The sequence below is a fragment of the Nostoc sp. UCD121 genome (assembly GCF_014222285.1).
Taxonomy (GTDB): domain Bacteria; phylum Cyanobacteriota; class Cyanobacteriia; order Cyanobacteriales; family Nostocaceae; genus Nostoc.
This window is the reverse complement of the sequence record NZ_JACKZS010000080.1, coordinates 1-13,759: the sequence shown is the minus strand read 5'-3', so window position 1 is coordinate 13,759 and position 13,759 is coordinate 1. Positions and strand designations below refer to the sequence as shown.

Here is a 13,759-nt window from a genome sequence, read left to right as displayed (position 1 = left end):
ACCGATGCCCAATGCCTTATTTCCAATTTCTCCTGTTTCATAACCCTGTAAGCATATAGGATCAGAACAGTCAGAATCCATATTTTAAATCATCCACGGAGAGAACACTTTATGAATCTGGTTGTACTCCAGAACTGGCTGGACAATGCCTCCTTTGCCATATTATTCCTAACAATGCTGGTGTATTGGGGAGGAGCGGCTTTTCCGAATCTGCCTTATCTAGCCGCTTTGGGGACAGCTGGGATGGCGATCGCTAATTTGTGTATGGCGACTCTACTAGGGGCAAGATGGATAGAAGCTGGTTACTTTCCCCTAAGTAATCTCTATGAATCCCTGTTTTTCTTAACTTGGGGAATTACCACTGTCCATCTAATTGCTGAAAGTAGTAGCCGTAGCCGCTTAGTAGGAGTTGTTACAGCTCCGGTGGCAATGTTGATCGCTGCTTTTGCGACGATGACATTACCATCCCAGATGCAAGCATCAGAACCCCTAGTACCTGCCTTGAAGTCAAATTGGCTGATGATGCATGTCAGCGTCATGATGTTGAGTTATTCTGCTTTGATGGTGGGTGCGTTATTAGCGATCGCTTTTCTGATTGTCACTCGCGGTCAAAACATCCAACTACAAGGTAGTTCTGTCGGTACTGGTGGCTATCGCAGCAACGGCTACCGCTTGCACAAAGCAGCTGAACTAATTTCTCAACCACCAGCCCCTTCTGCTGAAAATAACGGCTTTGCTCGTTTTGAAAGTAGTAGCAACGGCAACGGTAACGCTAACACAGCCGTTTTGAATTTATTAACTACTTCTGAACCTCAAACCGTAGCATCTGCCGAACCCCTTTCACCTCAGCGCCTTAGCCTTGCCGAAACCCTCGACAACATCAGCTATCGCATCATCGGACTTGGATTTCCCTTGTTGACAATTGGCATTATTGCCGGTGGCGTTTGGGCTAACGAAGCTTGGGGTTCTTACTGGAGTTGGGACCCTAAAGAAACTTGGGCATTAATCACCTGGTTGGTGTTCGCCGCCTATCTCCACGCCCGAATCACTCGCGGTTGGCAAGGCCGCCGTCCCGCAATTTTAGCTGCCACTGGCTTTGTTGTTGTTTGGATTTGCTATCTCGGTGTGAATCTTTTGGGTAAAGGTTTGCATTCTTACGGCTGGTTTTTTTAATAACCTCACCCCTAACCCTCTCCAGCAACGGAGAGGGAGAAAGGAGGAGATTTAAATTTACTATTATCTCTTGGGAATTATTTCGGATGAACTGTTATATCACTGGAAAAGATAGATTTAGTGATAGGACATTTTTATGGAAGATGGATTTGAGAGACTTAATCACGATGAAGTTGTGTCTATAGAACCAGACACCTTTAATAAATTAAATATTGCTAAAACTTTTAAAGTCCGTGATTTGATTACCGCAATTAAGGAATATATTGGAGCGGAAGAAACAGACGAAGTAAATTTGTATACCCAAGGATTAAATTGTGAAGTTTTGCAATTTAGTACTCAGGGATGGAAAAAAGGAAAAGTTAGACTTGCTTTAGAATTTTGTCCTGATGAATCTGAGTCCCCGCTTGATGAGATTTTTCAAAAGCTCAAACAAGTAGAAAAATAAAATTATTTGTTGTAATTGATAATTAAATTATCAATTACAAATAGTTATAAGTCCTTTTTTAGAAGATGAACAATATGGTTCAGACTCCAGTTAAAAAACTAACTATTGCTTGAAAACCGATACTAAGTCCAAAAATTTACGCGCAATGACCGAATTATCTCTACGAATTTCCCCGAACTAGAACTAGCTCTTAAAGAAGTTGTAGCTGCCAGCAAAATCCCAAAACTATGAGGATTTATAATTAATTTGTCTCTCCTGGGAACTATAGATTTAGTTACAGGAGCAAGATTTATGAATGATGAATGGGAACCTCTAAATCCTGAAAAAGATGTTGTGCATTTTCACCAAGAAGCGTTTGAAAATTTACCCCGCACTCAAATAGTCTTTCAGCTTTTAAAAGAAGTAAAAAAATTTTGGGCAAAACACTGTACCTCATCAGGTTCAAGAGTCTTTGACGAAGGATTTGAATGTTATGTTTTAATACCTGGTCAACAATGGCGGACAGGTAAAATTAGAGTCCGCCTAGAATTTTGCCCTGATGAAGCTGAAATTGAAGAAAAACAAGAAAATAATCGCTTAGATATCAATACAGAAAGTTCTCCGCTCGATGACCTTCGTCAGCAACTCAAGGAAGGTGAAAATTAATACCCAAATCGTAATTGTCGATGCACGTGATATAAGAGACAATTATCTGTGTCCGTCGGCGCTAAAAAATCCAAAATGGTATGGACTCCTCTACACGCAAAAATACATCGCACCATCCGATCGCGCCACCTGTTGGAGCGCAACCAGCGACTATTAATCGCTGTCTCCGGCGGACAAGATTCTTTGTGTTTAATAAAATTACTTTTAGATTTACAATCCAAATGGGGATGGTATTTAGGTATTGCTCACTGCGATCATCGCTGGCGTTCTGACTCCCAAGCTAATGCTCATCACGTTGAAAACCTAGCTGAAACTTGGGGTACATCCTTTTATTTAGAAACAGCGAACGAACCTATAAATAGTGAAGCGGCTGCACGCGATTGGCGCTATCAAGCTTTAAGTGCGATCGCCCAAGCAAATAATTATCAGTATATAGTTACAGGACACACCGCCAGCGATCGCGCCGAAACTCTTCTCTACAACTTAATTCGGGGTACTGGTGCTGATGGTTTACAAGCCCTGACTTGGCAACGCCCTCTCACCACAGGCATTATGCTAGTGCGCCCACTTTTAGAAGTCACTCGAATACAAACAGAGCAATTTTGTCAAGAGTTTAAATTGCCAATTTGGGAAGATTCCACCAATCAAGATTTGCAATATGCCCGCAACCGCATTCGCCAAGAGCTGATACCATATTTACGGGAAAATTTCAATCCCCAAGTAGAATCAGTCTTAGCTCAAACAGCAGAACTTCTCCAAGCAGAAGTAGAATATCTCGAAAAAGCTGCCCAGCAGTTGCGGGAAAAGGCTTTGGGCATTGGGGATGATGAAGATTCCCTTATTCCCTTACGGTTAAATCGTCGGGTATTACAGAAAGCACCATTGGCACTGCAACGTCGCGTGATGCGTCAGGTGTTGCAGCAAATACTTACTGATGGAGCGAGTTTTGAACACATTGAGAAATTAACGGCTTTAATTACAGCGCCAAACCGTTCACAAACCGATCCATTTCCTGGTGGTGCGATCGCTCAAGTAGAAGGTGACTGGATTTATTTAAAATAGTTAGGAGTTAAAAGTTATGAGTTAAAAATCTTTAATTCATCACTCCTAACTCCTAACTTATTAAGATGCTAATAATTCTGGCTGAGGCATTAAACCTTGGAGAGTGTGACGCAACTGGGCGATCGCTTGGACTTGATGATCGCCAGTTTCCTGGAATTTATCCAAAGATTCTGCAATTCCTTGCAGCTTTTGCCGTAAGCCATCAAGAGAATCCTGAATTGGTTGTAGTGCTTCCTGATAAAGATTTACTCGACCACAACATTCAGCAGTTGTTCTTCGCAGGGAAAGCAAATTTTCTTCGAGCGCTTTTAGTTCTTGGCGCTTTTCATCCAAATCGTGGGTTTGATTGTCAATCATTCCCTGATTTAGCTCAACACCAGAACGGATTTGATCAATTTCACGTTCTAGCTTTTGGATTTCCTGCGAATATTGTTGTCGCTGGGTTTCTATTTGTAATAGAACTGGTTCTAAATTAACTTTATTACCCTCATCTTCCTCAACAACAGTATGTCCTTGTCGCCGTAGCAATACAGCTTGGTGTTGCTTGAGAAACTTCTGATGCTGTAGCATATTGCGGCGTTGTCCCACCAAACTGGAATTTAGCATCTGATAGAGGTCTTTTTCATCTGTTAATTCCAGTTCCAAATTGATGTGATCCTGGTCAGATGCTTGGCTTAATTTATTTTGCAGTTCTTCTATAGCTTCTTGTTTATATTCCAGTTCTTGTTCTTGATCGTGAACAAAGGTAGCATCTATTTCCAGTTTATGCTGCAAGTCTTGGACTATCTTTTGTAGTTCTTCTAAAGGCATTTTATCCAAAGCTTCCACATTCGCTTGCTGGCCGAGAACTACATCACTAGACGTTGCAGCTAAAGAGTGAATTTGTTGATATAACTCTTCAGCATTTCGTAACTGCTCTTTGATTATCCGCGCATACTCTTGCTTGCTAGTCAGGTCAGCTGTATTTATTTGCAACTGGGCTGTTTGCTGAACTAGAGTATTTTGTGCTTCTTGCAATGCATTTTGGCGATCGCTAAATGTTTGTGACAATCGCTCCACTTCTTCTTGCTGCTGTGCGATCGCAGTTTTTTGTTCTTCTAGTTTTTGCCAGTGCGGGTTTAGAGTCGCTTGCTGCTTTTCCACCAATTCAAAAGCCAGATGCAGGTGTTCCCTGACTGTTTCCGTGGGAGCTACGCGACTAGATAAGCGATCGAGTAACTCACTCATTACCCGACTTTGCTCTTCATCCAAAACCGTCCCTTGTTTAAAATCTGCTTGACGTTCCTCTAGACGGCGCTGCTCACCCCGCAAATGTTCCCAAGCGCCTTCCAATTCTAGGCGGTTGCGTTCAACTTCTGTTTGTAACCGTTCAATTTCCTGACGGGATGTGTCAACTTCTTGTTTTTGCTGCTCTAGTTGTTGCAACTCCTCTTCCATGTTTTGCAACTGTTCAGAGCGTACTTCCATGTCCATTTCACGGCGATTCAACTCTTGCGCCTGAAACGTTAACGACTGTTTCCACTGATCGATTTCATCTTCCTTGAGCTTAAATTTCTCCAATTGGCGGGAAAAATTCTGCAAAATATTGACTAGTGGCCGCCCTGCTTCTTGAATTCGCTGCACTTGACGATTCGGATTCAGTTCAACCAGTACCAAAGCGCCATCATTTAATTTGCTTGCTTCCTCAGCAGCAATCACTTCTTCCGACACAGTACTCCAATTCTGGTCAGTTCGCTGACAAGCTAGCAGTTTCAATTCAGTTTTGCCGCTGCCACTGAGTAAACCACCTTTCTGTTTTTGTACTTCTGCTAAATACAGCACACCGTTAGTCCTTTATTGATGCACTTAAAGTTCATGTTTTGAGATATACCTTAAATAATTCTGTTAACTTGTCTCCCTGAACCCATGTTTAGGAAAACAAGACAGACAAAACTATAGACGCAATATATTACGCCTTGATATTAATAAAAGCGATTTGGTCACGCCTTTATATTTTGTACTGATGACAGTGATGATGACTTCCGTGTTAACACTAGCTTTGTCAAAGTGTATTACGAAAGATTAAGGTTTATAGTTGAATCTATTCCCTAATGCCAACAAGGAGAAGGGTAAAAATCTTGCCAATACTCCATAATCAATACTTAAACTACCTGCTCTAAAAATGGAAAAATTGCAGGACACAATTCAAAAATAATATTTAACGGCATTACAAGGAGTACTTTTTAGGTAAATGCAGGGAAATTTAAGTGAAATTGATATTTGCAGTATCCTGCAATTGATTGCGTTGGGACAGCGAACTGGGCAACTATGGGTAGAAGCTCATAGCTCTCACCATAACAACAAGCTGAGTGGAGAGGGAGCAAACATTTATCGCCCCAAACAACAGTCTTGGTTCGTCTTTTTCCTCAATGGTCAAATTATCTATTGCCGAGAAGGTGAGAGTAATTTATCCAGAATTAACGATTATTTACGTCATTATCGAGTCGAGATGCGACTCACCGACAAACAGATTGCCTCTCTACCATCAACCGACTCACCAGAGTATGCCTATCTGTGGGCACTTTTGGAGCGGAATATTATCAACCCCAAGATAGCTGGTAGTATCATTCACGGCTTGGTGCATGAAACTCTCTTTGATCTGCTGAGTTTACACCAAGGGAACTTCATTTTCCATCAGGGTGCGGCACTTGCCCCACAATTAAACACTTTCGAGATTGCTCCATTTGTTACAAAAATTACGAAGCAGGTGCAAGAGTGGAAGGAACTCTATCCGCACATTCAGTCTCCCGAACAATTGCCAGTGCTATCTGACAAAGTTCAGCTACAATCATCGCTACCAGAAGCAACTGTAGAGAAATTACAACATTGGGCTGATGGTAAAACATCCTTGCGTCAACTGGCTCGCTATCTCAACCGAGATATTTTGACAGTTGCCAAGGCAATATATCCTTATGTGCAACAGAGTTGGCTCCAACTAGTATATTCAGCCACAACTAAACCAGATACCCACAATGACAACTGGGAATTGAAGGGAAAACACAGGGGGCGGATAGTATGTATTGACGATGCGATCGCCATCGGTGAGACTATAAATTCGATCTTACAACCACAAGGCTATGAAGCGATCGCTCTCACCAATCCCTTAGAAGCACTGAGTCTGGTTTTTCAACTCAAACCCGATTTAATTTTGTGCGATATAGCCATGTTGGAATTGGAAGGGTACGAGGTTTGCGCCATGTTGCGACATTCCACAGCATTTCGGCTCACACCGATTATCATGCTTACTGGTAAAGATGGATTTATTGATCGAGTCAAAGCTAGTATGGTCGGGGCAACAGATTATTTAACAAAACCATTTACAGACACTGAATTACTCATGATTGTAGAGAAATATCTCAAAATAGAATTCTATGAAAATGGGGAGTAAGGAATAGGGAGTAAGGGCTGGGGGAAAACATAACTTGTTGATCTATTAAAAGATCAGTTAAAAGATGTTATCACAGAGTCAGCTAACTCAGTGAAACCTCAATATCCAGGAAAATAGTGAGAACATACAATTAATTTATACAGTTAATAATTGCGGAGGAATCAGGGAATGTTCCAAATAGGAACGTCTACATCAGGAGGTAAATAGACATTTATGAGTACAGTTCTGATTGTGGAAGACAGTATCGCGCAAAGGGAGATGATTACAGACCTCCTAAAAGCAACTGGCCTAACAGTTACCCATGCCAGTGATGGATTAGAAGCATTGGAGGCAATCCAAATAGCACCTCCCGATTTAGTGGTGTTAGATATTGTCATGCCCCGGATGAATGGCTACGAAGTTTGTCGGCGGTTAAAATCCGATCCCAAAACCCAAAATGTCCCAGTGGTGATGTGTTCTTCTAAAGGCGAAGAATTTGATCGCTACTGGGGTATGAAACAGGGTGCAGATGCCTACATAGCCAAACCGTTTCAACCAACCGAGTTGGTAGGAACAGTCAAACAACTGCTGCGAGGATAAGGATAAAAGCAATATGGTCAGCAAACCGGACTTTTTAAGTGGTAGCGGTCAAGACCACTTCCGACCAGAATTACAAGTGGAAAGTCCTGAAGGTGAGTTACATTTGAGATTTTACATTCCCTCGCATCAGGAGTTTGCACTACAAGCAACTGGCATCCGGGAGGTAATTGAACTAAGTCCTGATAGAATCACCCCGATTCCTAATGCTTCTCCTTTACTTTTGGGTACTCTAAATTTACGAGGTCGAGTTATTTGGGTGGCTGATTTGGGTCAATTTCTGGGGGAAGCAAGTGCATTAAACACGGATAGAGCGGAAATTTCGGTGATTGCCATCGAGGAGCAAGACACAATAGTGGGTTTAGCAGTAGAGGAAATCGGTGGTATGGACTGGTTGGATGTCCAGAATCTTATGCCACCAACTGGTGTTCCAGATACGATGGTTCCCTTTCTACGTGGAGAGTGGCTACTAAGTGCTAAAAACAACCAGTGTCTACGACTGCTCGATCAAATGGCAATTGTACGGAGTGCTAGGTGGGCAGGATGAAATTGGAGGAGGAAATGGCAGCAAGTATTGATAATTACGAACCAACATATCAACAGGCGATGACCGCCTATGTTCAAAGGAATTATGAGGTTGCCGCCACTTTAGTTGATCAAGTGGTGCAAAATCTACCAAATGACCCCAACACTCATTTGTTAAGGGGTCACATCTACTATGTTTTGCAACAGTACGATGTCGCAAAAGAAGAATATCAACAGGTATTAAGCTTGACTAACGAACAAGAAATTATTGGTTTTGCCAATAATGGAATTGAGAATATCAATCAATATTTACAGTCATTCGGTGGACAGATTGATACATCAGGAAGTCAAGAGCAGATAAATTCCTCAGAGATGTCCGATCCACTGGCATATAGCGAACCAGAATTAGAAGATTTGGGCGCTAGTGAGGAGTTTGACAGTAATAACCTTGATTTGAACTTTTTTGGAGAGCATCAAGAAACTGTGGATGGGGTTACAGAACTATCTTCAAATAGTCCATTTGACATCCCCACAGAAGATAGTATTGGAATGGGAAAAATATCAGATTCTTCTATAGCTTTTGGTGACGACCCTTTTGCTTTGGATGAAGAATCAGAGGAACAAAATTTAAATAGCAGTAGTTATGAGGAAAAAGCAGAATTAGATTTGCCTGCTTTTTGGCAGGAAGATATTTCAGAAGAAGGCCATGAAGAATCATTAGTAAATAGTCAGTTTTCAGAGAATGAGATAAATCTCGATGGTGGAAATTCAGCTATTGACAATAATAATTCCTCATCTTTTAATTCCCAAACTAGTAGTAGCGAAAATAATTTCTCTGATTTGTTGAGTGAGCCAAAGTCTTCAGATTCTAGGATTGGTAATTTAGAATATAATAAATCTAATTTTGGAGACGAGACTTTACTTATTCTTGTTGAAGAACAACCTATAAATAGTTCGACAACTACAAATAACAATAGTAGATATGATTTGCCTGAAACCGAAGCACATGATTGGTTGAAGTCACAAGATTTGGAAGCAGAGCAAGAGTTTCAACCAGAATCATCTGATAATTATTCATCTTTTAAGAGCGATATCCCTCTGAAAGAAAAGCAGATGAAATCAAGTGAAATCATCAGCAAAAATAGCTTTGATGATGAAAATTTTGATATGGAAGCATTTGAGTCTGCCTTTGGCTCAGATGGTTTAAGTTCTTATGAAGATTCAAGCAATATACTGAATGGAGAAAATTCTAAGAGCAATATTGACTTTTTAGATGACTTTGAGGAATTTGACGATTTAGGAAACATTCCAGGGTTTGACCTGATCGAAGAAGATTCTAACTTCGGTGATGCAGCAATGTATTCTGCTCCAGCAGGAACTAGTGGCAGTGTACGTCAAAGCACGGATACTTCTGGAAGCAATGCAGCCGATCGCGAAGAGGAACTATTTTCGATGACTGGTTCACATGAAGGAGTGCCAGTCTTTAGCCAAACAGATGTCTCGAAACTAGAACCCAACGTTAGCGTCGAGCAAGGCTGGTTAGCACCATTAGAAAATGCTTCCATAGAACGGAAACAATGGTTGATTGCTGGAAGTGTGGGCATTGTCTCAGCGCTAGTTGTAGCCACAGTTAGCTTTGTCGCCACCACATTTTCACCAGCCCAACAACGTGAATCAGTACGAAACACAGGTTGGGCAATGTCCCTAGCAGCCGGGATTGCCGGTTTTACCACCGCAGGCTTCATGGGAAATCTTGCACTCAAACAAATTCGGCGCACAACCAATGATCTGCAAGCTCAGTTTGAGGCTGTACGCCAAGGAAATTTGAATGCTCAAGCCACAGTGTTTTCTGAAGATGAATTGGGGCATTTATCCACTGGCTTTAATGAAATGGCGCGGGTAATTTTCACAACGACAAGTGAAGCCCAACGGAAAGCCGATGAACAAGAGGAAGCCAAGGAAAACCTGCAACGTCAGGTGATTCGCCTTTTGGATGATGTGGAAGGAGCTGCTAGAGGCGATTTAACAGTCCAAGCTGAAGTGACAGCCGACGTACTAGGAGCCGTAGCCGATGCTTTTAACCTGACAATTCAAAACCTGCGAGATATTGTGCAACAGGTAAAAGTGGCAGCGAAGGATGTAACAAAAGGTGCAACCAACTCTGAAACCTTTGCTAGAGCCTTATCTAGTGATGCTTTGCGTCAAGCAGAAGAGTTAGCAGTAACACTGAATTCTGTACAGGTAATGACCGACTCGATTCAGCGAGTCGCAGAGGCAGCGCGGGAAGCTGAAACCGTTGCTCGTGATGCTAGTACGATCGCTCTCCAAGGTGGTGAAGCGGTAGAAAATACCGTCGCAGGGATTTTGGAAATTCGAGAAACCGTTGCCGAAACCACTCGCAAAGTGAAGCGGTTGGCGGAATCTTCTCAAGAAATTTCGAAAATTGTGGCGTTGATTTCGCAGATTGCTTCCAGAACCAACTTATTAGCACTCAATGCTAGTATTGAGGCGGCAAGAGCGGGAGAAGCTGGACGCGGGTTTGCGATTGTAGCAGACGAAGTGCGCCAGTTAGCAGATAAATCTGCCAAATCCCTCAAGGAAATTGAACAAATTGTGATGCAAATCCAAAGCGAAACAGGCTCTGTAATGACCGCGATGGAAGAAGGCACACAACAAGTAATTAAAGGGACAAAATTGGCAGAAGAAGCCAAGCGATCGCTCGAAAATATTATTCAAGTAGCGAATCGTATTGATATTCTTGTGCGATCTATTACTAGCGACACTGTGGAACAGACTGAAACCTCCCGCGCTGTCGCTCATGTAATGCAATCAGTAGAACTAACTGCACAAGAAACTTCCCAGGAAGCACAGCGAGTTTCAGGTGCCCTACAACACTTAGTAGGTGTATCCCGTGACTTGATCGCCTCCGTTGAACGTTTCCGAGTGGAAACGATGGAAACCAGATAAAAAAGTTAGGAGTTAGGAGTGAGGAGTTAGAACTAAAAATCACAACTCACTACTTGAAATAAAGTTAAGAGTTAGGAGTAAAAAGTTAGCAATAAAAATTACAACTCATAACTCATAATTCATAACTCACAACTCATAACTCATAACTCACAACTAACAACTAACAACTCATAACTCATAACTTTTGCTATGCTGCCGGAACAACAACAGCGGATTTTGGGTTACTTTATCGAAGAAGCCAGGGATCACCTGAATACCATTGAGCAGGGGTTACTGAATCTAGAAGGTACCTTGAACGACCCGGAAATGATCAGTGAAGTCTTCCGGGCGGCTCACTCCATCAAAGGAGGAGCGGCGATGCTTGGATTGACTAGCATCCAGCATACCTCCCACCGTCTGGAAGATTGTTTTAAAGTTCTTAAAGATAATCCGGTTCAGATTGACCAAAAGTTAGAGTCTTTATTTCTTGGTGTATCTGATACCCTGAAATCGCTGTTAGAGCATTTGAGCGGGCCTTACGGTCTTTCTGAAGATGCAGCGAATACTTTGATGTCAGAAACGGAGCCAGTCTTTCAATGGCTATATGAACATCTAGAACTACTTGTACAACAAGGAAAAAGTGGGGTATCTAGCAATCCTGACGCAACAGAACTACACACAACCTCTGTAGAGAATGTCTCCACACTTACAGAACTTTTCCTGCGGCGGGATATTCCTAGCTTGGCAGAAGACACCCATCAGGAATCTCCAGAAATATCTGTCTCAGTAGCACCTCAGCAGGTACGAGACGCTAATGCTGCGCGATCGCCAGTCACCACTAAAGAACATAATAATTGGGGCGAGTTTCAAGCCCAAGTGCTGCAAACACTGCGAGAAATGTTGCAACTGTTTAAGCAAACTACAACACCCTCAACTCGGCAAAACCTTCAACAATGCTGTTACCAGTTAGTCAAACTTGGTGAGACTTGGAATTTGTCCAAGTGGTGTGGTTTATGTAAAGCAGCAGCCAGTGCGATCGGCAATCCTGAAAATAGTTATCTGACTTTAGCTAAAATTGTCATTACCGAAATCAAGCAAGCTCAAGAATTAGTCCTGCAAGGTAGAGAAGCCGAAATTGCAATTAGTCAGCAACTAGAAGCACTTTTGAGCTTGGCAGAAATTGATCTGTTAGAAGTTACTCCTGATTTATTTGATGAACAGTCTGCGGCTTTGACAGAATCATCAACTACGTCAGAGGCAATTTTTGAGGCTAACACCGAGCAGTTAGACCTAGCCCAAACAACCGAGGAACTTGATCTAGATAAGGATACTAGCGATAGTACAGCATTAGTGAGTCCGCGAGCGTCTGGCTACGCCAATGTCTCTGACGAACGCCCCCGCCCCTATGTTCAACAAGGGACACCACTTAACGCTGCAACTCACACTAGTTTTTCTTTCACCACACATGACGAAGCACATCCAATCAGTAACAATCTTGACCCTAATGGGCCAGAGGTAGGAATAGCTGAGTTAAATACCCTTGCCGATTTATTTGCAGGTGAGACTCCCGAACTAGATGAAAGTTGGCATCAAGAAGAAACTTTAGATATTGTTGCCAGCGATGATTTTGGTATTGATTTTAGTAACACTGACGCTGAGGATGCTCATAGCGATTTATCTGATTTACTCTCCTTGGATCAAGTCGCAACTACAGCCACGACGGAAGATTTATCCCTGTTATTTGGCGACAATTTCTTAGAAAAAGAGAATTCAGAACCGCAACATCAACAAACATCTGCTACGATTCCAGAGTTAAGTTCTATTAACGTACTTGATATAAATTTAGACTCTTCTTCCGAAGATTTACAAGAATTTATTGATATTCCTAGTGAGACAAACCAGCTTGCTGGTGTTAACAAAAACGATGTAGTTGAAGATTTGTTGACACTAGGACTAGATGATGATAAAGAAATATTGCCTAAAGACGAAGTGACTCAACCAGAAACTGAGGCATTCGCCAGTGTGGAACTCTCGACCAATCAACCAAATAGTTTTGATAACTTATTCTCAGAAAATAGAAATGCAAATTGGGTAGAAGAAATTACCCCTAGTGACTATATAGAATTACCCCAGGAAACAGGCTTCTCTTCAGATAATCTGTTCGCTGAAATGGAAGAAGAGACACTACTGCCTACAAGTGAATCAGAAATAGTTGATTTGTTTGACATATCTACAGTAACAACACCTGAATTCTCTCAATCAGAAAATGATCTGAGTAGCTTCTGGAATCAGGAAATCACAGAGGAACAGGACGATTTCAATTCCTTAATTGAGCAGAATGTAGAAAGAGCATTAGAGGAGAGTTTGTTTGCTACGACTGATGATATTTTTACCGACAGTCAGCAGCCCATACCTTCTGACAGAGATAGTTTTGGCTTGGAAGAATTGGATACCAATTTCCAGCACGAAGAGCAGCTAGATTTGATATTCTCATCAGATTCTGAAAATGATTTATTTGATGAATTAGCACAGAGTGACTCAACTATTTCCTCGGTAATCAGCAATACCTCCACGCCGGAAACGCCTTTTTTCACGCAGCATCTAGGGGAAGAAACTCTCAGACCGCAACAACCAGAAGCTTTAGATTTTGCTCCAGAATTTACTCATCAGCCCCCTGAAATATCTGCTGTTGATCTGGAACTTGATTCATTCGGTTCTTTCGATGAAAATCCGCAACTGCTATTTGAAGATGTAGCTACGGACTCAACCTATATTCAGATGGAAACCACAGAGAATACTGTGGATGAACTATCTCTTACAGGAACTTTAGATTCAGCCCAAGCACAAGCAGATGATTTGTTTGGCTCTTTCGATGAAAATTCACAACTGCTATTTGAAGATGTAGCTACGGACTCAACCTATATTCAGATGGAAACCACAGAGAATACTGTGGATGAACT

General features: G+C 41.9%; 10 protein-coding genes. 9 read left to right on the top strand and 1 reads right to left on the bottom strand.

Going from position 1 to position 13,759, the window contains the following annotated elements; translation table 11 throughout:
- Positions 1-111 precede the first annotated feature (111 nt).
- From ccsB to tilS, 4 genes are all read left to right on the top strand, one after another.
- Positions 112-1,173 carry a c-type cytochrome biogenesis protein CcsB gene (ccsB, locus tag GNF10_RS18010; RefSeq protein ID WP_185580394.1) on the top strand — a complete coding sequence of 354 codons (1,062 nt, stop codon included), beginning with the start codon at positions 112-114 and terminating at the stop codon, positions 1,171-1,173.
- Positions 1,174-1,309: 136 nt separating this feature from the next.
- On the top strand, positions 1,310-1,618 hold the full coding sequence (locus GNF10_RS18005) for a KGK domain-containing protein (RefSeq protein WP_114083796.1): 309 nt from the start codon (positions 1,310-1,312) through the stop codon (positions 1,616-1,618).
- A gap of 291 nt (positions 1,619-1,909) precedes the next feature.
- Positions 1,910-2,263: a KGK domain-containing protein gene (locus tag GNF10_RS18000; protein ID WP_185581271.1), complete on the top strand. Its 354-nt coding sequence runs from the start codon at positions 1,910-1,912 to the stop codon at positions 2,261-2,263.
- Between the two features lie 75 nt (positions 2,264-2,338).
- Positions 2,339-3,325 carry a tRNA lysidine(34) synthetase TilS gene (gene tilS, locus GNF10_RS17995; protein ID WP_185581270.1) on the top strand — a complete coding sequence of 329 codons (987 nt, stop codon included), beginning with the start codon at positions 2,339-2,341 and terminating at the stop codon, positions 3,323-3,325.
- A 60-nt stretch (positions 3,326-3,385) separates the two neighbouring features.
- Here tilS and hmpF read toward each other — a convergent pair whose 3' ends face one another.
- Entirely contained in the window at positions 3,386-5,146 is a 1,761-nt protein-coding gene (gene hmpF, locus GNF10_RS17990; RefSeq protein ID WP_185581269.1) for a pilus motility taxis protein HmpF, read from the bottom strand.
- A gap of 409 nt (positions 5,147-5,555) precedes the next feature.
- Here hmpF and GNF10_RS17985 point away from each other — a divergent pair, with 409 nt between their 5' ends.
- From GNF10_RS17985 to GNF10_RS38645, 5 genes are all read left to right on the top strand, one after another.
- Positions 5,556-6,752 (top strand): response regulator, encoded by a 1,197-nt coding sequence (locus tag GNF10_RS17985; RefSeq protein ID WP_185581268.1) that lies wholly within the window; start codon positions 5,556-5,558, stop codon positions 6,750-6,752.
- Between the two features lie 213 nt (positions 6,753-6,965).
- Positions 6,966-7,331: a response regulator transcription factor gene (locus tag GNF10_RS17980; RefSeq protein WP_069073698.1), complete on the top strand. Its 366-nt coding sequence runs from the start codon at positions 6,966-6,968 to the stop codon at positions 7,329-7,331.
- Between the two features lie 13 nt (positions 7,332-7,344).
- Positions 7,345-7,875, top strand: coding sequence for a chemotaxis protein CheW (locus GNF10_RS17975; RefSeq protein ID WP_163927234.1), 531 nt, complete (start codon positions 7,345-7,347; stop codon positions 7,873-7,875).
- Entirely contained in the window at positions 7,872-10,820 is a 2,949-nt protein-coding gene (locus GNF10_RS17970) for a methyl-accepting chemotaxis protein (RefSeq protein WP_260445811.1), read from the top strand. The genes GNF10_RS17975 and GNF10_RS17970 overlap by 4 nt, the downstream gene beginning before the upstream one ends.
- Positions 10,821-11,009: 189 nt before the next feature.
- A partial coding sequence (locus GNF10_RS38645) for an Hpt domain-containing protein (protein ID WP_260446310.1) occupies positions 11,010-13,759 on the top strand: 2,750 nt, incomplete at its 3' end.